Origin of the sequence: Variovorax sp. W2I14 (assembly GCF_050435205.1) — a bacterium.
In the GTDB taxonomy this organism is placed as follows: Bacteria; Pseudomonadota; Gammaproteobacteria; order Burkholderiales; family Burkholderiaceae_C; genus Variovorax; species Variovorax paradoxus_C.
In genome coordinates this window covers 3,487,524-3,511,481 of sequence record NZ_JBNDJX010000001.1, presented here as the reverse complement: position 1 = coordinate 3,511,481, position 23,958 = coordinate 3,487,524, and the positions used below count along the sequence as shown (strand labels likewise).

Sequence of the window (23,958 nt, the reverse complement as noted above, 5' to 3'; positions counted from 1 at the left end):
ACGCAGCATCCAGGCAGGAAATTGCTCTTTCAGGTTCGTTCGTACCCACGCGCAACAACAGAAGGAGTCCACGCATGCTCGTTACCCAACAACCCGTCTTCCGCAAGTTCTGGCATGCCGTCATGCCGCTCACCGAACTGGCCGATGGCCCCAAGCCTTTCAGGCTGCTGGGCGAAGACATCGTTCTCTTCATCGACGCCAGCGGCGAGCCGGCCGCGCTGCGCGATCGCTGCTGCCACCGCACGGCGAAGCTCTCGAAGGGCTGGTGCGTCGATGGCCAGGGCAAGGCCTGCGGACAAGGCGCCATCCAATGCGGCTACCACGGCTGGACCTACGACCGCAGCGGCCAGGTCATCCGCATTCCGCAGTACGAGGCCGACCGCAAGATATCGCCCGAGTACCGCACGACGGCTTATCGCTGCACCGCGCGCTACGGCTATGCATGGGTGGCACTTGAAGAGCCCATCGCCGACATCCCCGAGATTCCGGAGTTCACCGACCCGGCCTACCGCACGATCTTCCAGTTCCATGAAGAGTGGCAGACGAGCCCGATGCGCGCGCTCGAAAACTCTTTCGACAACTCGCACTTCAGCTTCGTGCACCGCGCCACCTTCGGCGTGGCCGCGAGCCCGAAGCCGAGCAAGTACGAGCTGGTGGAAAACGAATCAGGCTTCTACGCGGAGACGGTCATCGAGGCGAGCAATCCGGTGAAGTTCCACGCGATCAGCGGCGTGACCGATGCGATCACCACGCGCCACATGCGCAACGCCTATTTCCTGCCGTTCTCGCGCCGCCTCGACATCGAGTACCCGAGCGGCGTGCGGCACATCATCATCAATTGCTTCACGCCCATCGACGACGGGCGCATGCAGCTGTGCCAGTGGCTGTTCCGCAACGACACCGAGGCCGACTGCGCGGCGCAGATGCTGATCGATTTCGACGCGGAGATCACGCGCGAGGACAAGGACATCCTCGAATCGACCGACCCCGATGCGCTGGTCGACACGCGGCGGCGCGGTGTCGAGTATTCGATGGAGTCGGACCGGCCCGGCATGCTGATCCGCAAGCACCTGATGCAGCTGCTTGCGAAGCATGGGGAGGCGGAAGTGCACCGCGGGAATGCTGCGCGCCGAGTCATTACCACCCCCGTTCGGGCAGAGCTTGTCGAAGCCTCGCGCAGCGGTTCGACAAGCTCAGCGTGAACGGTTTCGGGGGCGGTGCGCTACTCAGGCCGTTGCAGTGACGGGGCTCGGGCGCGCGCCGCGCGATGGCGCCTGTTCGTAGCGGTCCATGCCGAGCCCGTCGGTGCGGATGTCCGGCTGCTGGCCCATCACCATGTCCGAGATGAGCTTGCCCGAGCCGCAGGCCATGGTCCAGCCCAGGGTGCCGTGGCCGGTGTTGAGGAACAGGTTCGCATAGCGCGTGGCGCCGACGATGGGCGTGCTGTCGGGCGTCATCGGACGCAAGCCCGTCCAGAAGGTGGCGCGCGGCAGGTCGCCGCCGGGGAACAGGTCGCTCACCACCTTCTCCAGCGTGGCGCGGCGGGCCGGGTTCAGGCGCAGGTCGAAACCGCCGAGCTCGGCCATGCCGCCGACGCGGATGCGGTTGTCGAAGCGCGTGACCGCGACCTTGTAGGTCTCGTCGAGCACGGTCGATTGCGGCGCGAGCGATTCGTCGAGAAGCGGCACGGTGAGCGAGTAGCCCTTGACGGGGTACACGGGAATGTCGAGGCCCAGTGAGGCGATGGCCGCACGCGAGTAGCTGCCGAAGGCCATCACGTAGCGATCGGCCGTCAAGATCTTGCCGGTGGTGGTGCGCACGCCCGTGATGCGGCCGCCGTCCGTTTCGAGGCCGTCGATGGATTGGCCGAAACGGAAGTCCACGCCCAGGCCGCGCGCGATGTCGGCGAGGCCGCGGGTGAAGAGGTGGCAGTCGCCGGTTTCGTCGTTGGGCAGGCGCAGGCCGCCGGTGAGGCGATCGCGCGCGCCGGCCAGCGCGGGCTCGATGCGGGCGAGGGCGTCGCGATCGAGCAGTTCATAAGGCACGCCGCATTCCTCGAGCACCGCGATGTCACGCTGCACCGCATCGAGCTGCGCCTGCGTGCGGAACAGCTGCAACGTGCCGCCGGTGCGGTGTTCGTACTGCAGGCCGGTGTCGGCGCGCAACTGCTGCAGGCAGCCGCGGCTGTATTCGGCCACGCGCATCATGCGTTCCTTGTTGACCGCGTAGCGCTCGGGCGAGCAGTTGCGCAGCATCGCCGCCATCCATCGCAATTGGAACAGCGTGCCGTCAGGGCGGATCGACAGCGGCGCGTGCTTCTTGAACATCCACTTGATTGCCTTCAGCGGAATGCCCGGCGCGGCCCACGGCGTGGAGTAGCCCGGCGACACCTGCCCGGCGTTGCCGAAGCTGGTTTCTTCCGCGGGGCCGGACTGCCGGTCGAGCAGTGTCACGTCGGCGCCGGAGCGCGCGAGGTAGTAAGCCGTGGTGGTGCCGATCACGCCGCCGCCCAGAACGATGACTTTCATGGTGTATCCGCTGATTCAGATGGAATACATGGAATCTAAAGTGCACAATGCAGTGGCTTCCATTGTTTTTCAGGGTTTCGCGGTGAAATTCGCTGCCGAAAATCCCCCAACGCAGCCCGAGGAGTGAAATGCCGGAACTCGACCGAATCGACCGCAAGATCCTCGACCTGCTGCAGCGCCAGGGCCGTGTTTCGATGACTGAATTGGCCGAGCACATCGGCCTCTCGGCCTCGCCTTGCGCCGAGCGCGTCAAGCGCATGGAGCGCGACGGCGTCATCACCGGTTACCACGCGCGCGTGTCGCCGGAGGCGCTGGGCAAGACGCTGCTGGTGTTCGTGGAGATCAAGCTCTCGGCCAAGTCGGGCGATGTGTTCGACAAGGTCAAGCAGGAGCTGCTGCACATGCCCGAGGTGCTCGAATGCCACCTCGTCTCGGGCAGCTTCGACTACCTCGTGAAGGCGCGCCTGAGCGGCATGAGCGAATACCGGCACCTCTTGGGCGACATCCTCAAGAAGCTGCCGGTCGCGGCCGAGTCGCACAGCTATGTGGTGATGGAAGAGATCAAGGAAACGCTGGTGCTCGCAGTGGACCGCTGACGACTACGGATCGCCGCGACTACCATCCGGTCGCGCCAACGAATCTCTTTTCATCCCCAAGGAAACCGGCATGAGCATTTCGATCCGCCGCGACGGCACCACCGGCACGCGCCACATCCTCAAGATCCGCAACCACGAGATCCCGGTCGATGCTTCGCCGGCCGGCGGCGGCGCCGATGCCGGCCCCGAGCCACACGACCTGTACGACGCTTCGCTTGCTGCCTGCAAGGCGCTCACGGTGCTGATCTACGCGCGCCGCAAGGGCATTCCGGTGGAAGACATCGAGGTGGTGGTCGATCGTGACGACAGCGAGGAGCGTAAGGGCGTCTATCGGCTGAAGTCGGGCCTGCGCCTGACCGGCGATCTGACCGAAGCGCAGCGCGACGAGTTGCTGCGCGTGGCGGGCAAGTGCCCGGTGCACAAGCTCATGACCGAGGTGAAGACCGAGATCGAGACCGGCTGGGCCGACTAGCCTTCGGATTTTTTGCGCGCGGCCTCCACGCGCTTCGCATAGCGATCTCCCCAATCGGCCAGCGGCCCGAGCGCCGCATTGAGCGTGGCGCCCAGCTTCGTTTCCGAGTATTCGACGCGCGGTGGCACTTCATGAAAGGCCTCGCGGTTGACCAGACCATCGGTCTCCAGCTCGCGCAGTTGCTGGATCAGCATCTTCTCGCTGATGTCCGGCAGCAATCGCTTCAGCTCGCCGAAGCGGCGCGGCTGCACATGCAGCTCCCACAGGATGACGGCTTTCCACTTGCCGCCGATGACTTCGAATGCGGGCCCGATGCCGCAGTTGTAGGGCTTCATTGCCTTCATGCCTCGATCCAATACATGCGTTTTGGTAAGTACCGCACTTTATGGTAGGTACTTGACCGTTTGCAAGTGGAATTCCTACGATGCACCCGTCATCACAAGCGTGCAATATCTGCATTGGAATCGCCATGAGCAACAAGGAAGTTTCGGTTCTCGGCCTCGGTTCGATGGGCATCACCATCGCGCGGCTTTATCTCGCGCAGGGCTACAAGGTCACGGTGTGGAACCGCACGGCTGACAAGGCCGATGCGCTGGTCGCGAAGGGCGCCGTGCTTGCCCGCAGCGCGGCCGAGGCGGTGCGTGCCGCCAAGGTCGCGGTGATGTGCGTCTACGACTACCGGGCTGTCGAGGCCATCCTCGCGATGGAAGGCGTTGCGGCCGCGATGGACGGCCGCCTGCTGGTTCAACTCACCACCGGCAGCCCCAGCGATGCGCGCGATGCCGAGGTGTGGGCGCACCGGCACGGCGCCACTTACCTCGAAGGCGCCATCCAGGCCGCGCCGGACCAGATGGGCCAGCCCGACACGCCGATCCTCATGTCCGGTGCGGAGGCTGTTTTCCGCGCAGCGCAGCCGCTCCTGAAAGTGCTGGGCGGCGGCACCGTGTACCTGGGCGAGAAGGCCAGCGCCGCCGCAGCGATGGACCTTGCAACGCTCTCCACCATCTACGGCACGCTGCTCGGCTTCATGCATGGCGCGCGCATCGCCGAGCACGAAGGCTTCGACGTGGCCGAATACGGCCGCATCGTCGCCGGGATCATGCCGACCTTCGCCGGCTTCCTTCAGCATGAAGGCGCCGTGATCCAGTCGGGCGACTTCAAGATCTCGCAGAGCCCGATGCGCATCTCGGTCGAGGCGACACAGCGCATATGGCAGACGGCGCAGGAGGCGGGCATCAACACCGAGTTCCCGGCGTTTGCCGCGGGCCTCTTCAGGCGCGCGGATGCGGCGGGGCTCGGCGGCGAGGAAATCGCAGCGCTGATCAAGCTGCTGCGCTGACCAGCACGCATGCGCGTCATGCCCACGTCACATGGCACGAAGTTCGTGCCGGCGCCGGGGTTGAAACCAAAGCGGTGGGGTCAACGAGGAAGGAGGGCTGTTCACGTCGATGCGCTTTCCGGATGAGCGCGTTCCAGTGTGGTTTTCGCGTCTGAAGAGCACCTGCGTTCTTCATGAAGGTTTCCTGAAGTCCCCGCGTGGGGCTTGGCAGATACTTCGCCCCATTCCGGCCAATGGGCGACTCCGCCCTGCACACCCCATGAACCTTCTGCTTGTTGAGGACGATCTCGATCTCGGCAACGGCGTGCGCATCGCGCTGGCCAACCAAGGCATGGACGTCGTGTGGGTCCGTCGCCTCGACGACGCCTTGCGCACCCTCGCTGGCGGCACCTTCGACATGGTGCTGCTGGACCTCGGCCTGCCCGACGGCGACGGACTCGACCTCTTGTTCCGCCTGCGCCGCGACCGGCAGATATTGCCGGTGCTCGTGCTGAGTGCGCGCGATGCGCTCGACGACCGCCTGCGGAGCCTGGACGACGGCGCGGACGACTACCTCGTCAAGCCCTTCGCGCTGGCCGAGCTGCTGTCGCGCGTGCGGGCATTGGCGCGCCGCAGCTACGGCTTCAACGACGAGACCATCCGCATGCGCGGCCTCGCGCTGCACGAGCCCACGCGCGGCGTGATCGTCGATGGCGAGCCGGTCGAGTTGTCGCGCTGCGAGTTCGACCTGCTCGCGCTCCTGCTCAAGCGTACCGGCCGCGTGGTCACGCGCCGCGTGATGGAAGAGCAGGTGTTGCCCGGCGGCCAGGCCAACGGCAGCAACTCGCTGGAGGTGCACATCTCGAACCTGCGCAAGAAGATCGGGCAGGGCTACATCCGCACGGTGCGCGGCATCGGCTACGTGATCGATGTGCAGTCGCTGGTGCGGAGCACGCCCAGATGATGCAGGCGCTGGCGCTGCGCTGGAGGAAGTGGAAGCAGCCTTCGCTGATGCGGCGCCTGCTGCTCGCGCAGATGGTCGTGGTGGCGCTGTTGTGGACCATGGCCATCGCGCTCCTGCTCTACGACTCCTACGAAGACCCTGAGCTCTTGAAGTACCAGAAGATCTTCCACGCCATCACGACGATTGCGGAGAACCTGGCCGACCGGCCCGATCGCCAGCAGGAGACGCTGGCCGCCTTCGACCAGGTGCTGGTCGAAGCCTCGGGCGACGGCGACGCCGCCTCGGACACGGCGGCCGTGCTGCAGGTCTGGCAGAAGGATCGGCTGATCTACCGCTCCACCGCTGGCGTGCCGGTCATCCTCAACACGGTGCCCAACCGCATCGAGACCGTGGAGGCGGGGGGCCGTGCATGGCGTGCGCGCACGCACGTCTCGCCCAATTCCGATACGCGCGTGACGCTGGCCGAGCCGAGCGTCTGGCGCCTTACCGTCACCATGGCGTACCGGGGCTACTACCTGCTGCCGCTGGTCATCAGCCTGCCGTTCCTGATCTTCCCGGCTTGGCTCTCGATGCGCGTCGCGCTGCGCCCCTGGCGGCAGGTGACCAAGGAAACCTCCGAGCGCGGACCCGCCGACATGACGCCGCTGTCGTACACGCCGCCCCACAAGGAATTGCAGCCGCTGGTGCAGAGCATCAACAGCCTCTTGCAGCGCGTGCGCGACAGCACCTCGCGCGAGCGCAGCCTGATCGCCGATGCGGCCCACGAACTGCGAACGCCGCTCGCGGCCATGCGCGTGAACGTCGAGGCGCTGAAGGAGCAGAGCACCGACGAAGGCCAGCGCGAGCTCATGGGCAACCTCTTGCGCAGCAACGACCGCGCCGCGCGGCTGGTGGGGCAACTGCTGCAGCTCATGCGCAGCGATGCGGTGCTGCATGGCGACCTGCCGGTCATGCTGTCGCTCGACGCGCTGGTGCAAGACCGGCTGGCCATGATCGAAGGCCTCGCCAGCGCCCGCGGCGTGGAGCTGGAACTCGAATGCGAGGGGCACGTGCCGGTGCTGGGCGAGCGCGAAAGCCTGGTCTCGATGATCGACAACCTGATCAACAACGCCATCAAGTACAGCCCGGCGAACGGAACGGTGCTGGTGAAAGTGGCCAGCGAAGGTGACCGGGCGGTGCTGACCGTGGCCGACCAGGGCCCAGGCATTCCGCCCGCGCTGCGCGAGCGGGTGTTCGACCGGTTCTTCCGCAACCCCGACCAGACGCAGAGCGGCAGCGGGCTGGGCCTGGCCATCGTCAAATCGGTGGTGGACCGGCACAGCGGCGAAGTGGTGCTCGAAGAGGCCGAGGGCGGCGGCCTGCTGGCTACGGTGCGCCTGCCGCTGGCGGTGGCCGAGGCGCCCCAGCCCCTGCTTTCCCTCTGAAACCTCCCTCCGGGCACGGCCAAAGGGCCTGGTCAGGTCCATTTTGGGGCGGAGATTTACAATGCCCGGCTACCCCCGGCGCCGTCTACAGGACACTTTCACCAATGAAGTGGGTCATTCTTGCAATCTTCGCGCTCAGCGCGCTCTACGTTCACTTCCGCGGGCAGGTCCGGCATCGTTTCTTCAGACAGCTTTCTGATCACTCGACCTTCCTCGCGCCGCTGAACGTCTTCATGTACCTTTTCTCGAAGGTGCCCGGCACGCCGTACCTGTCGCCCGCGCAGTTTCCCGAGATGCGCGTGCTCGAAGAGAACTGGGAAGTCATCCGCGAAGAGGCGCTGGCCATGCGCAACGGCGGCAGCATCAAGGCCTCGAGCCAGTTCAACGACGTGGGCTTCAACTCCTTCTTCAAGAGCGGCTGGAAGCGCTTCTATCTCAAGTGGTACGACGAGGCGCATCCTTCGGCCGCCATCCTGTGCCCGCGCACCACCGAGCTGCTCAAGGGCATCGGCACCATCAAGGCCGCCATGTTCGCCGAGCTGCCGCCGGGCAGCCGTCTCGTGCGCCATCGCGATCCCTTCGCCGGTTCGCTGCGCTACCACCTGGGCCTGTGGACGCCCGGCGTCGAAGGCTGCTACATCGACGTGGACGGCCAGCGCTACCACTGGCGCGACGGCGAGGCCGTGGTGTTCGACGAGACCTTCATCCACTACGCCGAGAACACCACCGATCACGACCGCGTGATCCTGTTCTGCGACATCGAGCGCCCGCTGAAGTACCGCTGGGCCAGCGCGGTGAACCGCTGGTTCGCCAAGAACCTGCTGGCCGCTGCGAGCTCGCCCAATGACGCGGGCGACAAGACGGGCGGCATCAACCGCGCATTCAAGTACATCTACCAGATCCGCGTGATCGGCAAGCGCCTGAAGGCCTGGGACAAGCGGGCGTACTACCTCGTGAAGTGGTCCATCTTCGGCGGCCTGGCGCTCTGGATCTTCTGGTAGTCGTGAAGGGGGATCACCCCTAGTCTTCGCGCACTTGGTGTCGCTTCGCCTACCCGCTGCTGGGGGCAATACCCGAGAGTCGGCAAGGCCGGTTCCTCGGTAATCCCGAAGGATCAGGCCTCGGCCAGCACCAGCCGCTTGCGCTTCGTGCGTGCCCAGCCGACAAGCACCGCCAGCAGCGTGCCGCCGACCACGTCGAGCAGCACGTGCTGCCGTGTCGCCAGCGTCGAGTAGACGATGCCGAAGGCCCACAGCAGGTTCAACCATTGCGTCCACGAGGGCGCATCCACGCTGCGCAACTGACGGCCCAGCAGCATGGCCGTGAACACCGCGAAGGCCACGTGCAGCGATGGGAAGGCATTGCCGCCCACGTCGGTGGCCTTGAGGAACTGCAGCGCCGGGTACTGCGACCAATCGACAGCGAACACCGGCACCGTGGTCGGAAAGAACCAGAACACTGCAAGACCGACGGCCGCCATGGTTGCGGCGCCCCGCGCACAGGCCCACAGCTCTGCCTTGTCTTTCGCGAAGGCGGGGGCGAGCGAGATGTAGAACCACAGCGAGCCATAGAGCAGCATCGCGTCGTCGCTCACGTCCACCCAGTGATCGAGTGGCGTGAGCGGCATCACCGTCGGCGTCGACGGCGGGTTGTGCATCACCCAGAAGTACAGGAAGAAGAAGCCCGAGATGCCGAGCGTGGTGCCGATCATCTTCACGATCCAGAGCGTCGCGAACCGCTGTCCCAGTGCCAGGTACCACGGTACGGAAGGAAGGGCTGCGGGGCTTGAGCGGGATGTCATCACCGATGCGGCTTTCGGGGAGGGGGGAGCGCCACAGCTTATGCAGCCGCATTGCGTGAACATTGCGCAGCCCGACAGGGCGCGGCAGGGGGCCTCTCCTAGAATGTCCCGCCCATCCGTTCGCACCGCCCACCTCTCATGAGAATCCTGCTCGTCGAAGACGAAACCGATCTGGCGCAGGCACTCGCGTCTGCCCTGCGTCAGAACCAGGCGGTGGTCGATGTGGCGAGCTCCCTGCGTGAAGCCGAAGAGGCCGCGCTCGGTGCGCAGCACGACGTGATCGTGCTCGACCGCGGCCTGCCCGACGGCGACGGCCTCTCGCTCGTGGCGTTCCTGCGCCAGAACGACATTGCCGCCGCGGTGCTGGTGCTCACCGCGATGTCCGATGTGGCCGAGCGCGTGCTGAGCCTGGATGGCGGCGCCGACGACTACTTGGCCAAGCCCTTCTCGATGGACGAACTCATGGCGCGCGTGCGCGCACTCGCGCGCCGCCCCGCGGTGCGCGCCAACCTCATGATGACGCTCGGGCAACTTCGCTTCGAGCATCACACGCGGCAGGTTCATGTGGGCGAGGTCGGCCTCACGCTCCCGCGACGCGAACTCCTGGTGCTCGAAGCCCTGCTCGAGCACCGCGGCCGCACGGTGCAGCGCGAAGCACTGCAGGACCGCGTGTACGGCCACAAGGACGACATCCAGTCCAATGCGCTCGACACGCACGTCTCGCGCCTGCGCTCCAAGCTCGACAAGGCCGGTGCGCAGGTCGAGATCCATGCGATTCGGGGCGTGGGGTATCTCATCTGTGCGGCATCGGCGCTGTGAGCGGCATGAGCCTGTTCTCCCTGCGCTGGCGCCTGATCTGGAGCTTGATCCTGCTGCAGGTGGTGGTCGGCTCGCTGGTGCTGGGCGGCTTCCTCGGGCTGGCCTGGGTGCTGGGGCGCGTGGTCGACGAAAACGGTCAGGAGACGGTGGCGGTAATCGGGCGCGCGGTGATGCGCGGCGCCGATGGCCAGCTGGCCATCGAACCGACACGGGAGCTGCGCGGCCTGCAGCAAGCCGATCCGCCGCTCTGGTTCATTGCGCGCGACGAGCACGGCTCGGAGCTGCGCAGCGGCGATGTGCCGCCCGTCTACGCGGCGCTCATGCAAGCGTTCGGCGATGTGGAACGCGTGGCCATCAACCCCGAGGACGACAACACCCGGCCCAAGGCCCGCTTCGAGCGCGTCGAGACCCGCGCGGGCCCCATCGCCGTGATGGCGCAGACCGGCGGCCCGCTGACGATGAAGAACACGCTCAAGGGAACCGGCATCGCTTTCCTGTGGCTGGTGGCGCCGATGGCACTGCTGACGAGCCTGGGCGTGATCCTGGCGACGCCGTTCGTGGTGAAGCGCGGTCTGAAGGGTGTTGTGGCCACGGCCGAGCATGCAGAGGGCATCGACGTGCACGAGCGCACCACGCGCCTGCCGCTGGCCAATGTGGCGAGCGAAATCCGACCGCTGGTCAATGCCGTCAACCGCGCCTTCGACCGGCTCAACGAAGGCTACGACCGGCAGGAGCGCTTTCTGGCCGATGCCGCGCACGAACTGCGCACCCCGATCACCACGCTGCAGATCCATCTGGAGGGCCTTCCGAACGATCCGCTCAAGGTGAAGCTGATGCAGGCCTCTGCGCGGCTCGCCACGCTGGCCGAGCAGTTGCTCGACCTGCAACGGCTCGACCACCTCGTGCCGCAAGAGCAGCAGGTGGACCTGAAGGCGCTGTGCGAGCGCGTGGCGGCCGACATCGCGCCGCTCGCGATCCAGAACCGCTGCACGCTCTCGGTCGATGCACCGCAGGCGCTGACCGTGCGCGGCGATGCGCCGTCGCTCGAACGCGCGCTCAGCAACCTGATCCAGAACGCCATCGAGCATGGCGGGCAGGGCTGCGACATCGAGGTGCGGCTGTGCGAACCTTCATGCATCGAGGTGCTGGATTCAGGGCCCGGCATTCCCGAGGCGGACCGCGAGCGCGTGGTGGCGCCGTTTCACCGGCTGGTGCCGCGTGGGCGAGGTGCGGGGCTGGGGCTTCACCTCGTGGCCGAAGTCGCGCGCCTGCATCGCGGGCAACTGACCATCGGATCGAGCGAATCGGGCGGCGCGAAGATGCGGCTCGAACTGAACCTCAGCGCCTGAGAATCTCGTCGCCATGAACCTCATCGACCGGCTGCCCGAGCCCACGAATCTCGCCAGCGCGCAGGCGTTGATCGCGCGCGTGCAGGCGGTGCTCGATGCCCAGGGGCTCGCCATGCGCCCACCGCCACCGGAGCCCACCACCTGCTGCGGGCGCGGCTGCAACGGCTGTGTGTGGGAGGGCTGGCTCGCCGCGGTGAACTACTGGCGCGACGAGGCCTCGCTGCTGCTGGCCTAGCGCCCGAAGCCCTAGCGGGTCTCCCAGAACCCGCGGTGCGTGGCGATCATTTCCTCGGCCGCTTCAGGCACCGGTCCGATCACTTCGACCTTTTTCTGTCCGCGCGCGAACACCTCGCGGCAGGGCAGGCTCAGCGTCGGGTTCTCGGGGTGGTCGCCGGTGAGCGCGAGCAGTGCCGATTCCTCGGCGCCGTAGACGACGCGGCCGATGTTCGCCCAGTAGCTCGTGCCTGCGCACATCGCGCAGGGCTCGAAGGTAGTGACCAGCGTGCATTGCCACAGGTACTCGGCCGGCCAGTTCTGCGCGGCGTGGCGCGCGAGCGTGGCCTCGGCGTGATTCACCGTGTCGATGTTGCCTTGCGCGGCGAGGATGGTCTCGCCATCGGGCGCGACGAGCACCGCGCCGAAGGGATGGCGGCCCATCGCCATCGCGCGGCGGGCCACTTCGTCGGCACGCCGCAGCGCGCGAATGATTTGATCCTGATTCATGCGCGCATTATTGGTTTTGCGAACCGCGGTGCGCCCAGCCGGTCGTGTGCTTCTCGATCACGCTGAAGAGTTCGTACATCAGCATCGCCATCGCGCCCACCACCATCAGTCCCGCGAAGGCCAGGCCCATCTGCATGGCCGAGCCGGCGGAGATCAGCAGGTAGCCGATGCCTTCGTTGGCGGCAGTCATCTCGCTCACCGTGGTGCCGACGAAGGCCAGCGTGATCGCCACCTTCAGCGAGCCGAAGAAGTAGGGCATGGAGCGCGGCAGGCCGATCTTCATGAGCACGTCCCAACGCTTGGCGCCCAGCACGCGCAGTACGTCTTCGAGCTCGGGCTCGAGCGTGGCAAGGCCGGTCGCGATGTTGACCATGATCGGAAAGAAGCTGATCAGGAAGGCCGTGAGAATCGCCGGCCCAGCGCCGATGCCGAACCACACCACCAGGATCGGCACGAAGGCCGCCTTGGGCAGCGCGTTGAAGGCCGTCATCAGCGGATAGATCGCCGCATACGCGATGCGCGAACTGCCGATGACGAAGCCCATCAGCACACCCACCACGATCGCAAGGCCGAAGCCAGCCATCGTGACCCAGAAGGTGCGCCACGCATGGCCCGCGATGATTTCCTTGAACTCCCAGAACTGCGTCCAGATGCGCCAGGGGCTCGGGAAGATGAAGTCCGAGACCTCGAAGCCCGCGCAGATGATCTGCCACAGCAGGATGACGGCGACCAGCAGCAGCCAGGGCGCCCAGCGTTCGATTTGCTTGGTGTTCTTCATGGCGCGCCGTTCAGTGGGAAACAGCCGCAGCGGTTTGCGCTGCACTGATGCCCGTGTTTCGGATCGCACCGATGTGCCCGCGCAATTCCAGCACGATGTCGGTGAACTCCTTCGTGTAGGTGAGTTCGAGCTCGCGCGGACGCGGCAGCTCGATCTCGCGCTTCACCACGAAGCGGCCCGGGCTCTTGCTCATCACATACACCGTGTCGGCCAGAAACACCGATTCGCGCAGGTCGTGCGTGACCAGGATCACGTTGAACTGCTGTTCGGTCCAGAGGTCGCGCAGGATGCACCACAGCTCTTCGCGCGTGAACGCATCGAGCGCGCCGAAGGGCTCGTCGAGCAGCAGCATCTTGGGTTCGTGGATGAGTGCGCGGCAGATGCTCGCGCGCTGCTGCATGCCGCCCGAGAGCTGCCACGGGAACTTGTCTTCGTAGCCCGCAAGCCCGACCTTCTGCAGCAGCTTGCGCGCACGCTCGATGTATTCCTTGCGCTTGGCCTTGAAGTTCGAGCGGTAGGGCTCGACGATTTCCAGCGGCAGCAGCACGTTGTCGACCGTGGTGCGCCACGGCAGCAGCGAGGGTGCCTGGAAGGCCATGCCCGAAATCTTGAGCGGCCCGGTCACGGGCGCGCCATCGATGCGGATCTTGCCCATCGACGGCATCTTGAGCCCCGTGGTGAGCTTCATGAAGGTCGACTTGCCGCAGCCCGAAGGCCCGACGATGGCGATGAATTCACCGCGCTTGACCTTCAGGTCGATCGCCTCGACCGCGAAGTGGTTCTCGCGCAGCAGCTCCTCGTTGTACGCGAGCCAGACGTCCTGGAATTCGACGAAGGGGGCGGCGACGTCGCTCGGTGCGCCTGCCATCACTTGCGCAGGATTCCGCTGAGTTCGGCCGCCGGCGGCAGCAGGGCGGCCGTCCACACGGCATCGGGGCTCACGCGGGTCTTCGTGTTGAAGGCGTCGGACACCTGCGACGCCATCAGCGACATGCGGCCCGCGTTGACGCCGCCGAAGCCTTCGGCGCGCGCATCGGCGCTGTTGATCACCGTGTCGATGGCCAACTGCAGGCGGCGGGTTTCCAGCTTGCTGTCGATGATGCCGTCGCGCGCCTTCACCGATTCGATGGCCACGGCCGGGTTGGCGATGACTTCCTTGGCACCCTTGGCGAAGGCCGAAAGGAATTTCTTCACCGCCTCCGGGTTCTCCTTGATGAGCTTGGGCGACGCGATGATCACGTTGCCGTAGAGCTTCACGCCGTAGTCGGGATAGGGAAGGATCACCACGTCGGCCGCCTTGGCGCCGCGCGCCTCCAGGTTCAGCAGCGAGGTGAAGGTGAAGCCGGTGATGGCGTCGATGTCGCCGCGGATCAGCATGGTCTCGCGCAGCGTCGGGTCCATGGCGGTCCAGTTGACCGCGCCGACGTTGTTGGCCTTGGCGAAGATCGGGAATGCGCGGCGGCCCGCGTCGAACACCGGCGCGCCGAGCTTCTTGCCGGCGAGGTCGGCGGGCTTGGTGATGCCGCTCTTCTTGAGCGCCATGACCGAGGCCGGCGTGTTGTTGTAGACCATCATCACCGCGACCGGCTTGTTCGGGCTGTCGGGGTTGTTGGCGTGGAACTCCATCAATGCCGCGAGGTCGGCAAAGCCCATTTCGTAGGCGCCCGAAGCCACGCGCGTGACCGTCCCGCCCGAGCCGTTGCCCGCGTCGATGGTCACGTCCAGCCCGGCCGCCTTGAAGTAGCCCTTGGCGGCCGGATGCAGGAACAGCGCCGCCGGCCCTTCGAAGCGCCAGTCGAGCTGGAACTTGATCGGCGTCGGGGCTTGGGCAAAGGCTGGTGTGAGGCCGAAGCTGAAGGCCGAGGCGGCGAGGAAGGACTGGAGCAGTAGGCGCTTGTTCATGCGGGAATCCGTGAAGGTGAATGCTTCGGCATTCAAGCAAAAACGGTGCCCGCACGCGATTGGTGCGAACCCTTCCGCACCTTTCCTTGGCGTTGCCGGGGCGTCCGGCTTAGAGCGCGGCGCCGATCTTGCGCAACTCGGCGATCTGCGGTGCCTTGGGCAGCCAGACCTTGTCGAATTCCGCAATGATCGACGCGGGGTTGTAGCCTTCGCCGCTCTTGATGGCGATGCCGCTGCCCTTGAACTTGTCGATCAGGCCGAGCTCGGTCGTCACGATGTCCTTGATCTGTGTGTCGAGCGACTGCTTGACCAAGTCGGTGATAAGCGCCTTGTCCTTTGCGTCGAGCGTTTGCCAGATGCGGCCCGACACCAGCGGTGCGAAGGGCATGAACAGCGCGTTCATCGGCAGCATGGTCTTGGCGACGCGGTCGAAGCGCTGGTTCCAGGAAAACTCGATGTCCGCCTCCAGCCCGTCGACCTGGCCGTTGGCCATGGCGTCGAATACGCCCGGCGTCGGAATGGGCGTGGGCGCTGCGCCCAGCAGTTGGTAGAAGTCGCGGTACACCGGCGTGGGGTTGATGCGCAGCTTCATGCCCTTGAGGTCGGTGGGCGTCGAGATGTCCTTGGTTGCGAACACCACGCGCATGCCGGTGATGCCCCAGCCCAGGCCGACGGTGCCGGTCTCGCGCGGCAGCACATCGAGCAGCTTCAGCGCGGCGGGCGTGCGCACCAGGGAAGCGACGTTGGTGGTCGAGCGTACGAGGTACGGCGCGTTGATGGCCGCCACGCTGGCCACGCGCGAACCCAGTTCGGCCGCCTGGATCCAGCCCATGTCCAGCGCGCCGGACTGTAGCTGCTGCATCATGGCCGACTCGTTGCCGAGCTGGCCCGAATGGAACACCGTGGCGCTCAGGCGCCCGCCGGTGGCCTTCTTGAGCGCTTCGCCGAAGCCCAACGCGGCGCGGTTCCATGAGTGGCCCGCGGGCGTGATGAGACCAAGGCGGAATTCCTTGGTCGTCGCGGCACGCGACACGGTGCCGAAGAGGGCGGTCGACGCGGCGGCGGTGCCGGCTGCGGCCTTGACGAACTGGCGGCGGGAGAAGGACATGCGAGGCTCCGGTTGAGTGAAGAGAAAAGGAAGGAAAGGCAAAAAAGGGGGGTGTTACTTGATGAGCGCGAGCGACAGGCCGGGATACAGCGACAGCAGCACCAGCGCCACGCAGCAGATCACGAAGAACGGCAGCGTGACGATGAACATCTTTCCGGGCTTGGCGCCGGTCACCGCGGAAGCCACGAAGAAGCTCAGGCCCACCGGCGGCGTCATCAGGCCGAGCACGAGGTTGATCACCACCACCACGCCGAAGTGGCGCGGGTCGATGCCGTAGATCTCGGTGGCGATGGGCAGCAGGATCGGCACGGTCATGATCAGCCCGGGAATGCCGTCGATCACGGTGCCGATGACCAGCAGGATCAGGTTGACCAGCAGCAGGAAGGTGATCGGGTCCTTGGCGACGGTCTGGATCCATGCGGCCGTGGCCTGGGGCACCTTGCCGTAGATCAGCAGCCACGAGAACACCGCGGCGGCCGCGACCAGGAACAGCACCACCGCCGAGTAGATCGCCGCCTTCAGCAGGATCTGCGGAATCATCGCGAAGCGGAATTCCTTCGTGACGTAGCGGCCGACCAGCACCGCGGCCATTGCGCCCACCGCCGCCGATTCGGTCGGGTTGGCGACGCCGCCCAGGATGGAGCCGACGATGACGATGGGAATCAGGAGCGTCGGGCAGGCTGTGAGCACAGTGTGCAGCCGCTGCTTGAGCGTGCGTTTCTCGGTGCGCGGATAGTTGTAGACCATGCCCATGCACGCGATCACGATGAAGAAAAGCACCGTGAGGATGACGCCGGGAATGATGCCGGCGATGAGCATGTCGCCCACCGCCACCTGCGCCAGCACGCTGTACACCACGAACATCACCGACGGCGGAATGATCGGGCCGAGCATGCCGCCGTACACCGTGATGCCGGCGGCGAAGGTCTTGTCGTAACCCTGCTTTTCCATCTCCGGCACCATGATCTGGCTCATGATCGCCACTTGCGCCGTGGCAGAGCCGATGATCGACGACACCAGCATGTTGGCCAGGATGTTCACGTAGGCGAGGCCGCCCTTGACCGAGCCGATGAAGGCCAGCGCCAGGTCGACCAGTCGCCTGGTGATGCCGCCGCCGTTCATGATCTCGCCGATCAGGATGAAGAGCGGAATGGCGATGAGGCTGTAGCTGTCGACGCCGCCGAACATCTGCACCGGGAACGACTGGAACAGCACCGTGTCGCCCGAGTTGAGGATGTAGACGATGCCCGAGAGGCAAAGGCAGGCGCCGATCGGCACGCCGATCAGCATGATCGCCAGGAAGAAGAAGGAGGTCAGCATTTCAGTTCACCGCATCGGCGTTGGCGACATGGAACTCGTTGTGCACCCGCTTGGGCTGCAGGCCGAGGTCTTCGATGAGGTTGGACAGCGCATGCACGCTGAGGGTGAGCGAGAAGACCGGCAGGATGATCTGGACCAGCCATGTCGGCCAGTCGAGCGTCTGCGTCTTCTCCGTGTAGAGAAAGTTGAAGGTTTCCGCGGCGAACTCCTTCGCGTCGAAGCCGTGGCGCACGATGCCGATGGGGTCCATCCAGAGCCAGCACATCGCCAGCAGCGCCAGGCCGAGCAGCAGCACCCCGCCGGAGGCGCAGGCCTTGACGATGCCCGCGGTTTTGGCGCCCAGCTTGTCGGTGAGCAGCGTGACCGCGAAGTCCAGCCGCAGCCTGGTCATCGCGGAGGCGCCGATGAAGGTGAGCCAGACCACGCAGTACACCGCGGCCTCGTCCACCCAGTAGAGCGGGAAACCGCTGTAGCGGGTGACAACGTTCAGCAGCACGAGCGCGATGAGCAGACCCATCAGGCCGGAGAGCAGATGGCGCTCGCAGCGAAGGACGAAGTCCGACACATCGAGCATCCGGCGGGACAGCCGCCCGCGTTTCAAGGCGTGTTCTTGCATGGTGTTGCGGCCCTGGTGGCAAGAGGAAGGAGGAGTCGCTGGCTCAGGCAACCGACTGGTACTGGGCCGGGCGCGTGGCGAGCGCCTTCTTCACGATGTTCTCGATGAAGGCGCGCTCCTCGCCAATCAGCGGCAAACGCGGACGCCGCATGTGCTCCGTGCCCACGCCGACCAAGAGGTCGATGAGCTTCAGGTTCTGCACCAGCTTGGTCGATACATCCAGGTGCAGCATCGGCGTCATCCACTGGTAGAGCTTCAGCGCCTCGGCGAACTTGCCCGCCTTCATCAGGTCGTAGAGCGCCACGGTCTCGCGCGGGAAGGCGCAGCCAACGCCCGCGAGCAGGCCGTCGCAGCCGAGCGCCAGGCCTTCGTAGGCCAGGTCGTCCACGCCCAGGAACAGCTGGTAGCGGTCGCCCACCGTGTTGCGCAGGTCGGTGATGCGGCGGATGTTGTCGGTGCTCTCCTTGATGGCGGCGATCCACTCGCAATCGGCCAGCTCGACCATGTGCTCGGGCTTCAGATCGACGCGGTAGGCCACCGGGTTGTTGTAGACCATGATGGGTTTCTGCGCCGCGTTCGCGATGGTGCGCACGTTGAGCATGGCTTCGCGCGCGTCGGCCACATAGATCACCGAGGGCATCACCATAAAGCCGGCCACGCCGAGCTTGTTGGCGCCGTCCACGTAGCGCAGCGCCTCGCGGGTGCTGGTCTCAGACACGTTGGCCAGCACCGGGATGCGGCCGTCGGCGGCTTCGAGCGCGATCTTGGCGACCTGCAGCTTTTCTTCGAGCGTCAGCGTGCTGGCTTCGCCGAGCGAACCGCAGGTGACGAGGCCGTGGATGCCGTTGCGGATCTGGAAGTCGATGTGGCGCGCGGTACCTTCCGCATCGATGCTTTCGTCGGCGTGGAACTTGGTGGTGATGGCGGGAAAGATGCCTTGCCAGCGGGGATTGGTCATGGTGCTGCTGCTTCGAGTGAGTGAGTGAAGGGAGGGATTTAAATATATTAGTAAGATATTTGAAATATCCGCTCAGGGTATTAGCAGATTGCGTGCCAGCCGAATTGGTGGTTGGAGGCGCCTGAAAAGGGCCGAAAGCGCCTCGGGCGGCACCGTCCTGGCGCACCGGGCGCCGCCACGGATGCCTCGGGCGAAAAAAAGCCCCGCCTGCGTTCACCGCAGCGGGGCGTGTAGGTCCGGAACCGGACGCCGGGCTGTTACTTCAACGCCGTCGTCGCATTCGCCACAGCCAGCGCCGTCATGTTGACCACGCGCCGCACGGTCGACGAAGGCGTCAGCACATGCGCCGAGCCCGCGCCGCCCAGCAGGATCGGGCCGACCGTGATGCCATTGGCACCGGTCATCTTCAGCACGTTGTAGAGGATGTGCGCCGAGTCGAGGTTCGGGCACACGAGCAGGTTGGCCTCGCCGGTGAGCGTGGTCTCGGGCAGCGCGGTGCGGCGCACTTCTTCCGAAAGCGCGGCGTCGCCGTGCATCTCGCCGTCGCACTCGATGTCGGGTGCCATCTGTGCGAAAAGGTCGCGTGCGAGGCGCATCTTGCGCGCCGAGCCGCGGCTGGAGGTGCCGTAGTTCGAGTGCGACAGAAAAGCCACCTTGGGCGGCAGGCCGAAGCGGCGCACTTCCTCGGCGGCCATCAGCGCGATGCTCGCGAGCATCTCGGCGCTCGGGTCTTCGTTGACGTTGGTGTCGGTGATGAACACCGTGCGCTTCTCGAGCGTCAGCGCGTTCAGCGTCGCGAAGCCCGGCGCGCCGCGCTTCAGGCCGATCAGGTTGCGGATGTGCTCCAGGTGCACGTCGAAGCGACCGACCAGGCCGCAGATCATCGCGTCGGCATCGCCCAGGTGCAGCATCAGCGCGGCGATGGTGGTGTTGGAGCGGCGCACCATGGTCTTGGCGGCCTCGGGCGTCACGCCGCGGCGGCCCATGAGCTTGTGGAAGGCCTCCCAGTACACACGGAAGCGCGGGTCGTCTTCGGGGTTGACGATCTCGAAGTCGGTGCCCGGGCGGATGTGCAGGCCAGCCTTCTTGATGCGCGCCTCGATCACGGCAGGGCGGCCCACCAGGATCGGCTGCGCCAGGCCTTCATCGACAGCCAGCTGCGCAGCACGCAGCACGCGCTCGTCTTCGCCTTCGGCGTACGCCACGCGCTTGGCGGTGGCCAGCTTGGCGGCGGTGAACACCGGGCGCATGAACATGCCCGTCTGGTAGACGAAGCGCGTGAGGTGCTGGCGGTAGGCCTCCATGTCCTCGATCGGGCGGGTGGCCACGCCCGAAGCGGCGGCCGCCTTGGCCACGGCCGGCGCGATGCGCAGGATGAGCCGCGAATCGAAGGGCTTGGGAATGATGTAGTCGGGGCCGAACGAGAGCTCCTGTCCCGCGTACGCCGTGGCCACTTCCTCGCTGATGTCAGCCTTGGTGAGGTCGGCGATCTCGCGCACGCAGGCCAGCTTCATTTCTTCCGTGATCTTGGTGGCGCCGCAATCGAGCGCGCCGCGGAAGATGTACGGGAAGCACAGCACGTTGTTGACCTGGTTCGGGTAGTCCGAACGGCCCGTGGCGATGATGCAGTCCGGCCGCACGGCCTTGGCCAGTTCGGGGCGAATCTCGGGCTCGGGATTGGCCAGCGCCAGGATGATGGGCTGCGTGCCCATGGTCTTGACCATCTCGGCCGTCATCACGCCGGGGGCCGAGCAGCCGAGGAACACATCGGCGTCCTTCACCACGTCGGCCAGGGTGCGGGCGCCGGTGTCTTCCTGGGCGTAGCGCGACTTCGATTCGTCAAAACCGCCCGCGCGGCCGATGAAGATGAGGCCCTTGGAATCGCAGGCGTAGATGTTGGCGGGCTTGGCGCCCAGGCCGACCATGACGTCGAGACACGCGATGGCTGCAGCGCCGGCGCCCGAGACGGCGATCTTCACGTCCTCGATCTTCTTGCCGACGAGCTCCAGGCCGTTGATCAGCGCCGCGGCCGAGATGATGGCCGTGCCGTGCTGGTCGTCGTGGAACACCGGGATGTTCATGCGCTCGCGCAGCTTCTTCTCGATGTAGAAGCACTCGGGCGCCTTGATGTCTTCCAGGTTGATGCCGCCCAGCGTCGGCTCCAGCGCCGCGATGATGTCGACCAGCTTGTCGGGGTCGTTCTCGGCCAGTTCGATGTCGAACACGTCGATGCCGGCGAATTTCTTGAACAGGCACCCCTTGCCTTCCATCACCGGCTTGGCGGCCAGCGGGCCGATGTTGCCCAGGCCCAGCACCGCGGTGCCGTTGGTGACCACGCCCACGAGGTTGCCGCGGGCGGTGAATTCGACCGCCAGCGACGGGTCGGCCGCAATGTCGAGACAGGGATAGGCCACGCCCGGCGAATAGGCCAGCGACAGGTCGCGCTGGTTCAGCAGGGGCTTGGTGGGGGTGATCGAAATCTTGCCCTTGACGGGCGAGCGGTGGTATTCGCGCGCTGCCTCGCGAAGTGCTTCTTCTGCGGGGGAGAGGGGTGCAGCCATGAAATGTCTCCTTGTTTCTGACGGGCAATGAGGCTACCGCAAAAGCGCGGCCCGCTCCCGCGGGGGGAATGCCGAAAACGCCTAGACCCATAGCCTGCGCGAAACCGGGTCGGCCGGTTCGCTAAACTCCGGCGCTGTTAACCAAGGTGAATCAAGGTTAACCAGTTAACCATAACAAGGCCGAGCCTTGCCGCGACGGCGGCCGGCATCGTCAACCCAGACACGAAGACAACGGAGGGGCAGCGCATGACACCCGGACCTTTCACCACCACCGACCCCGATGTCGTGGTCATCGGCGGCGGCCCTTCGGGCTCCACTGTGGCCGCGCTGCTGGCGGACAAGGGCCACGACGTGGTGCTGATCGAGAAGGCGCAGCACCCGCGCTTTCACATCGGCGAATCGCTGCTGCCGATGAACATGCCGCTCTTCGACCGGCTGGGCGTGCGCACCGAGGTCGAGGCCATCGGCATCAAGAAGCACGGCGCCGAGTTCGTCTCGCCCTGGCACGACCACACGAGCCATTTCGATTTCGGGCAGGCGATGGACAAGAGCTTTCCGTACGCGGTGCATGTGCGCCGCTCGGAGTTCGACGAATTGCTGTTCCGCCACGCCGGCAAGCGCGGCGCGCGCACCTTCGAAGGCCAGCGCGTCACCGGCGTGGACATGGACGCCGGCAAGGGCACGCCAGACAACCGCCCGCTGGTGAAGATCAAGGCCGACGATGGCACCGAGACCCAGTGGCGTCCGCGCTTCGTGATCGACGCGAGCGGCCGCGACACCCTGCTGTCGAACCAGTTCGACGCCAAGCAGCGCAACCGCAAGCACGCGAGCGCGGCGCTCTATGGCCACTTCGCCAATGCCGAGCGCCGCCCGGGCCGCTTCGAGGGCAACATCTCGCTGTTCTGGTTCGACCACGGCTGGTTCTGGTACATCCCGCTGAAGGACGGCACCGTGAGCGTCGGCGCCGTGGCCTCGCCCGCGTACTTCAAGCGCCGCCAGGGTGCGTCGCTCGAAGACTTCCTGATGGAGACCATCGCGCTCGCGCCCAAGCTGGCCGCGCGCCTGAAAAACGCCACGCTGATGGAGGGCGCCACCGCCACCGGCAACTACGCCTACGACTCGAAGTTCTGCCGCGGCGACCGTTTCATGATGGTGGGCGATGCCTACGCCTTCGTCGACCCGATGTTCTCTTCGGGCGTGTACCTGGCGATGAACAGCGGCTTCGAGGCCGCGAACGCCGCCGACCTGTGGCTCAGGGGCGAGGCGAAGGAGGCTGAAAGGGCTTTCCGCCATTACGAGAAGGTCATGAAGCGCGGCCCGAAGATGTTCTCGTGGTTCATCTACCGCATCACCTCGCCGGCGATCCGCCGGCTCTTCATGGCGCCGCGCAACATCTGGCGGATGCAGGAGGCGCTCTTGTCCATCCTGGCCGGCGACCTGTTTCGCGACACGCCCATCGGCCCGCGCTTCTGGGGCTTCAAGGTGACGTACTACGCCTCGTGCATCGGCATCCTGCCGCAGGCCATCAAGACTTGGGCATGGCGGCGGCGGAACCTGAAAGAGTCACTGGAAACGGCCAAGACCTGAGGTCTTCACCGTTCTCCCTGAGCCTGTCGAAGGGCCGGCGCGTGATCGCGCAAGGCTTCGACAAGCTCAGCCCGAACGGTGGTCGTGAAGGGAACGCCTCTGGCCTCGATAGCAGCCCGTTCACACTGAGCTTGTCGAAGTGCTGGCGAGAAGCTTCGACAAGCCGAGCCCGAACGGTGGTGACCGATCAGTCCGGTGTGACGGTGTGCTGCGCCAGTGCTTCGAGCGCCTTGACCAGCGCCGAGTGATCCGACTGCCCATGGCCGAGCGCCGCGCAGGCGTTCATCAGCTGCGCAGCACCCGCCGTCTGCGGCAGCGCCACGCCCAGCGAACGCGCGCTCTGCAGCGCGAGGTTCAGGTCCTTCTGGTGCAGCGCGATGCGGAAGCCCGGTGCGAAGGTGCGCTTGATCATCCGCTCGCCGTGCACTTCGAGAATGCGCGAACTTGCGAAGCCGCCCATCAGCGCCTGGCGCACCTTGGCCGGATCGGCGCCGGCCTTCGATGCGAACAGCAGCGCCTCGCCCACGGCCGCGATGTTCAGCGCCACGATGATCTGGTTGGCCACCTTGCAGACCTGGCCGTCGCCCACGCCGCCCACCAGCGTGACGTTCTTGCCCATCTTGTCGAGCAGCGGCTTCACGCGTTCGAAGGTGCCTTCGTCGCCGCCGCACATGATCGTGAGGCTCGCGGCCTTGGCGCCGACTTCGCCGCCCGAGACCGGCGCGTCGATGTAGCCGCAACCCAGCGCCACGATGCGCTTGGCAAACGCCTTGGTGGCGATCGGGTCGATGGAGCTGCAGTCCACCACGATCTTCCCGCGCGAGTCCTTCAGGCCTTCGGCCACGCCGTGCGTGCCCGGCTCGCCGAAGAGCACCTTCTCCACGTCGGGCGTGTCCGGCACCATGATGAAGATGATGTCGGCCTGGCGCGCCACCTCGGCGGCCGAGGCGCAGATCTTCGCCTTCGAGATGAAGGGCTCGGGCGTGTTGCCCTGCGTGTTCACGAAGAGCTGGTGGCCCGCGTCGAGCAGGTGGCCCGCCATGGGGGCGCCCATGATGCCGAGGCCGATGAATCCGATTTTCTGGGGTGTGGTCGTCATGTCTGTCGTTTCCGATTTGAAGTTGTCTTTGTCTC

General features: G+C 65.9%; 24 protein-coding genes. 11 read left to right on the top strand and 13 right to left on the bottom strand.

What is annotated here, in order from left to right:
• The first annotated feature begins 74 nt into the window (after nucleotides 1-74).
• Entirely contained in the window at nucleotides 75-1,202 is a 1,128-nt protein-coding gene (locus tag QF040_RS16435) for a Rieske 2Fe-2S domain-containing protein (RefSeq protein ID WP_429611954.1), read from the top strand.
• 24 nt (nucleotides 1,203-1,226) lie between these two features.
• On the opposite strand, the gene QF040_RS16430 is transcribed toward QF040_RS16435, so the two are convergent.
• Nucleotides 1,227-2,528, bottom strand: coding sequence for a D-amino acid dehydrogenase (locus QF040_RS16430; RefSeq protein ID WP_429611953.1), 1,302 nt, complete (start codon nucleotides 2,526-2,528; stop codon nucleotides 1,227-1,229).
• 128 nt (nucleotides 2,529-2,656) lie between these two features.
• On the opposite strand from QF040_RS16430, the gene QF040_RS16425 reads away from it, so the two are divergent.
• Both QF040_RS16425 and QF040_RS16420 read left to right on the top strand, forming a co-directional pair.
• Complete coding sequence (locus QF040_RS16425; protein WP_013542969.1) at nucleotides 2,657-3,124, top strand: winged helix-turn-helix transcriptional regulator; 468 nt, start codon at nucleotides 2,657-2,659, stop codon at nucleotides 3,122-3,124.
• Nucleotides 3,125-3,194: 70 nt separating this feature from the next.
• Nucleotides 3,195-3,596, top strand: a complete 402-nt coding sequence (locus QF040_RS16420; RefSeq protein WP_429611952.1) for an OsmC family protein — start codon at nucleotides 3,195-3,197, stop codon at nucleotides 3,594-3,596.
• Here the strand turns inward: QF040_RS16420 and QF040_RS16415 are convergent.
• Complete coding sequence (locus QF040_RS16415; protein WP_429611951.1) at nucleotides 3,593-3,940, bottom strand: winged helix-turn-helix transcriptional regulator; 348 nt, start codon at nucleotides 3,938-3,940, stop codon at nucleotides 3,593-3,595. The genes QF040_RS16420 and QF040_RS16415 overlap by 4 nt on opposite strands.
• A 125-nt stretch (nucleotides 3,941-4,065) precedes the next feature.
• Between QF040_RS16415 and QF040_RS16410 the strand changes: the two genes are divergently transcribed.
• From QF040_RS16410 to lpxO, 4 genes are all read left to right on the top strand, one after another.
• Nucleotides 4,066-4,935 carry an NAD(P)-dependent oxidoreductase gene (locus QF040_RS16410; protein ID WP_429611950.1) on the top strand — a complete coding sequence of 290 codons (870 nt, stop codon included), beginning with the start codon at nucleotides 4,066-4,068 and terminating at the stop codon, nucleotides 4,933-4,935.
• 259 nt (nucleotides 4,936-5,194) lie between these two features.
• Nucleotides 5,195-5,878: a response regulator gene (locus tag QF040_RS16405; protein ID WP_306880741.1), complete on the top strand. Its 684-nt coding sequence runs from the start codon at nucleotides 5,195-5,197 to the stop codon at nucleotides 5,876-5,878.
• Entirely contained in the window at nucleotides 5,875-7,302 is a 1,428-nt protein-coding gene (locus tag QF040_RS16400; RefSeq protein ID WP_429611949.1) for a sensor histidine kinase, read from the top strand. The genes QF040_RS16405 and QF040_RS16400 overlap by 4 nt, the downstream gene beginning before the upstream one ends.
• A 104-nt stretch (nucleotides 7,303-7,406) precedes the next feature.
• Nucleotides 7,407-8,303, top strand: a complete 897-nt coding sequence (gene lpxO, locus QF040_RS16395; RefSeq protein ID WP_013542965.1) for a lipid A hydroxylase LpxO — start codon at nucleotides 7,407-7,409, stop codon at nucleotides 8,301-8,303.
• A gap of 113 nt (nucleotides 8,304-8,416) precedes the next feature.
• Here lpxO and QF040_RS16390 read toward each other — a convergent pair whose 3' ends face one another.
• Nucleotides 8,417-9,103: a phosphatase PAP2 family protein gene (locus QF040_RS16390; protein ID WP_429611948.1), complete on the bottom strand. Its 687-nt coding sequence runs from the start codon at nucleotides 9,101-9,103 to the stop codon at nucleotides 8,417-8,419.
• Between the two features lie 138 nt (nucleotides 9,104-9,241).
• On the opposite strand from QF040_RS16390, the gene QF040_RS16385 reads away from it, so the two are divergent.
• The 3 genes from QF040_RS16385 to QF040_RS16375 are packed head-to-tail and all read left to right on the top strand — an operon-like array spanning nucleotide 9,242 to nucleotide 11,506.
• Nucleotides 9,242-9,922 carry a response regulator gene (locus QF040_RS16385; RefSeq protein ID WP_429611947.1) on the top strand — a complete coding sequence of 227 codons (681 nt, stop codon included), beginning with the start codon at nucleotides 9,242-9,244 and terminating at the stop codon, nucleotides 9,920-9,922.
• A gap of 5 nt (nucleotides 9,923-9,927) precedes the next feature.
• Complete coding sequence (locus QF040_RS16380) at nucleotides 9,928-11,271, top strand: sensor histidine kinase (protein WP_429611946.1); 1,344 nt, start codon at nucleotides 9,928-9,930, stop codon at nucleotides 11,269-11,271.
• A gap of 13 nt (nucleotides 11,272-11,284) precedes the next feature.
• Nucleotides 11,285-11,506 (top strand): oxidoreductase-like domain-containing protein, encoded by a 222-nt coding sequence (locus QF040_RS16375; protein ID WP_013542961.1) that lies wholly within the window; start codon nucleotides 11,285-11,287, stop codon nucleotides 11,504-11,506.
• An 11-nt stretch (nucleotides 11,507-11,517) separates the two neighbouring features.
• Here QF040_RS16375 and QF040_RS16370 read toward each other — a convergent pair whose 3' ends face one another.
• The 9 genes from QF040_RS16370 to QF040_RS16330 form a co-directional block, all read right to left on the bottom strand.
• On the bottom strand, nucleotides 11,518-11,994 hold the full coding sequence (locus QF040_RS16370) for a nucleoside deaminase (protein WP_429611945.1): 477 nt from the start codon (nucleotides 11,992-11,994) through the stop codon (nucleotides 11,518-11,520).
• Between the two features lie 7 nt (nucleotides 11,995-12,001).
• The gene (locus QF040_RS16365; RefSeq protein WP_429611944.1) at nucleotides 12,002-12,772 is read right to left on the bottom strand and encodes an ABC transporter permease; all 771 of its coding nucleotides are present in this window, start codon (nucleotides 12,770-12,772) and stop codon (nucleotides 12,002-12,004) included.
• 10 nt (nucleotides 12,773-12,782) lie between these two features.
• Nucleotides 12,783-13,640, bottom strand: coding sequence for an ABC transporter ATP-binding protein (locus QF040_RS16360; protein WP_429611943.1), 858 nt, complete (start codon nucleotides 13,638-13,640; stop codon nucleotides 12,783-12,785).
• Complete coding sequence (locus tag QF040_RS16355; RefSeq protein WP_429611942.1) at nucleotides 13,640-14,674, bottom strand: ABC transporter substrate-binding protein; 1,035 nt, start codon at nucleotides 14,672-14,674, stop codon at nucleotides 13,640-13,642. The genes QF040_RS16360 and QF040_RS16355 overlap by 1 nt, the downstream gene beginning before the upstream one ends.
• A 109-nt stretch (nucleotides 14,675-14,783) precedes the next feature.
• On the bottom strand, nucleotides 14,784-15,782 hold the full coding sequence (locus tag QF040_RS16350) for a TRAP transporter substrate-binding protein (RefSeq protein ID WP_429611941.1): 999 nt from the start codon (nucleotides 15,780-15,782) through the stop codon (nucleotides 14,784-14,786).
• 54 nt (nucleotides 15,783-15,836) lie between these two features.
• The gene (locus tag QF040_RS16345; protein ID WP_429611940.1) at nucleotides 15,837-17,102 is read right to left on the bottom strand and encodes a TRAP transporter large permease; all 1,266 of its coding nucleotides are present in this window, start codon (nucleotides 17,100-17,102) and stop codon (nucleotides 15,837-15,839) included.
• Nucleotide 17,103: 1 nt separating this feature from the next.
• Nucleotides 17,104-17,718: a TRAP transporter small permease gene (locus QF040_RS16340; RefSeq protein WP_429611939.1), complete on the bottom strand. Its 615-nt coding sequence runs from the start codon at nucleotides 17,716-17,718 to the stop codon at nucleotides 17,104-17,106.
• Between the two features lie 43 nt (nucleotides 17,719-17,761).
• On the bottom strand, nucleotides 17,762-18,676 hold the full coding sequence (locus QF040_RS16335; protein ID WP_429611938.1) for a dihydrodipicolinate synthase family protein: 915 nt from the start codon (nucleotides 18,674-18,676) through the stop codon (nucleotides 17,762-17,764).
• Between the two features lie 257 nt (nucleotides 18,677-18,933).
• On the bottom strand, nucleotides 18,934-21,237 hold the full coding sequence (locus QF040_RS16330; RefSeq protein WP_429611937.1) for an NADP-dependent malic enzyme: 2,304 nt from the start codon (nucleotides 21,235-21,237) through the stop codon (nucleotides 18,934-18,936).
• Nucleotides 21,238-21,483: 246 nt separating this feature from the next.
• Here QF040_RS16330 and QF040_RS16325 point away from each other — a divergent pair, with 246 nt between their 5' ends.
• On the top strand, nucleotides 21,484-22,824 hold the full coding sequence (locus tag QF040_RS16325; RefSeq protein ID WP_429611936.1) for an NAD(P)/FAD-dependent oxidoreductase: 1,341 nt from the start codon (nucleotides 21,484-21,486) through the stop codon (nucleotides 22,822-22,824).
• Between the two features lie 187 nt (nucleotides 22,825-23,011).
• On the opposite strand, the gene QF040_RS16320 is transcribed toward QF040_RS16325, so the two are convergent.
• Nucleotides 23,012-23,923: a 2-hydroxy-3-oxopropionate reductase gene (locus tag QF040_RS16320; RefSeq protein ID WP_307648695.1), complete on the bottom strand. Its 912-nt coding sequence runs from the start codon at nucleotides 23,921-23,923 to the stop codon at nucleotides 23,012-23,014.
• Nucleotides 23,924-23,958 lie beyond the last annotated feature (35 nt).

Coding starts and splice junctions, on each gene's coding strand:
- QF040_RS16370 (WP_429611945.1), bottom strand. CDS start 11,994: ATGAATCAGGATCAAATCATTCGCGCGCTGCGGCGTGCCGACGAAGTG.
- QF040_RS16405 (WP_306880741.1), top strand. CDS start 5,195: ATGAACCTTCTGCTTGTTGAGGACGATCTCGATCTCGGCAACGGCGTG.
- QF040_RS16425 (WP_013542969.1), top strand. CDS start 2,657: ATGCCGGAACTCGACCGAATCGACCGCAAGATCCTCGACCTGCTGCAG.
- QF040_RS16375 (WP_013542961.1), top strand. CDS start 11,285: ATGAACCTCATCGACCGGCTGCCCGAGCCCACGAATCTCGCCAGCGCG.
- QF040_RS16345 (WP_429611940.1), bottom strand. CDS start 17,102: ATGCTGACCTCCTTCTTCTTCCTGGCGATCATGCTGATCGGCGTGCCG.
- QF040_RS16390 (WP_429611948.1), bottom strand. CDS start 9,103: ATGACATCCCGCTCAAGCCCCGCAGCCCTTCCTTCCGTACCGTGGTAC.
- QF040_RS16340 (WP_429611939.1), bottom strand. CDS start 17,718: ATGCAAGAACACGCCTTGAAACGCGGGCGGCTGTCCCGCCGGATGCTC.
- QF040_RS16355 (WP_429611942.1), bottom strand. CDS start 14,674: ATGAACAAGCGCCTACTGCTCCAGTCCTTCCTCGCCGCCTCGGCCTTC.
- QF040_RS16410 (WP_429611950.1), top strand. CDS start 4,066: ATGAGCAACAAGGAAGTTTCGGTTCTCGGCCTCGGTTCGATGGGCATC.
- QF040_RS16325 (WP_429611936.1), top strand. CDS start 21,484: ATGACACCCGGACCTTTCACCACCACCGACCCCGATGTCGTGGTCATC.
- QF040_RS16400 (WP_429611949.1), top strand. CDS start 5,875: ATGATGCAGGCGCTGGCGCTGCGCTGGAGGAAGTGGAAGCAGCCTTCG.
- QF040_RS16435 (WP_429611954.1), top strand. CDS start 75: ATGCTCGTTACCCAACAACCCGTCTTCCGCAAGTTCTGGCATGCCGTC.
- QF040_RS16365 (WP_429611944.1), bottom strand. CDS start 12,772: ATGAAGAACACCAAGCAAATCGAACGCTGGGCGCCCTGGCTGCTGCTG.
- QF040_RS16380 (WP_429611946.1), top strand. CDS start 9,928: ATGAGCCTGTTCTCCCTGCGCTGGCGCCTGATCTGGAGCTTGATCCTG.
- QF040_RS16335 (WP_429611938.1), bottom strand. CDS start 18,676: ATGACCAATCCCCGCTGGCAAGGCATCTTTCCCGCCATCACCACCAAG.
- lpxO (WP_013542965.1), top strand. CDS start 7,407: ATGAAGTGGGTCATTCTTGCAATCTTCGCGCTCAGCGCGCTCTACGTT.
- QF040_RS16415 (WP_429611951.1), bottom strand. CDS start 3,940: ATGAAGGCAATGAAGCCCTACAACTGCGGCATCGGGCCCGCATTCGAA.
- QF040_RS16320 (WP_307648695.1), bottom strand. CDS start 23,923: ATGACGACCACACCCCAGAAAATCGGATTCATCGGCCTCGGCATCATG.
- QF040_RS16330 (WP_429611937.1), bottom strand. CDS start 21,237: ATGGCTGCACCCCTCTCCCCCGCAGAAGAAGCACTTCGCGAGGCAGCG.
- QF040_RS16430 (WP_429611953.1), bottom strand. CDS start 2,528: ATGAAAGTCATCGTTCTGGGCGGCGGCGTGATCGGCACCACCACGGCT.
- QF040_RS16360 (WP_429611943.1), bottom strand. CDS start 13,640: ATGGCAGGCGCACCGAGCGACGTCGCCGCCCCCTTCGTCGAATTCCAG.
- QF040_RS16420 (WP_429611952.1), top strand. CDS start 3,195: ATGAGCATTTCGATCCGCCGCGACGGCACCACCGGCACGCGCCACATC.
- QF040_RS16350 (WP_429611941.1), bottom strand. CDS start 15,782: ATGTCCTTCTCCCGCCGCCAGTTCGTCAAGGCCGCAGCCGGCACCGCC.
- QF040_RS16385 (WP_429611947.1), top strand. CDS start 9,242: ATGAGAATCCTGCTCGTCGAAGACGAAACCGATCTGGCGCAGGCACTC.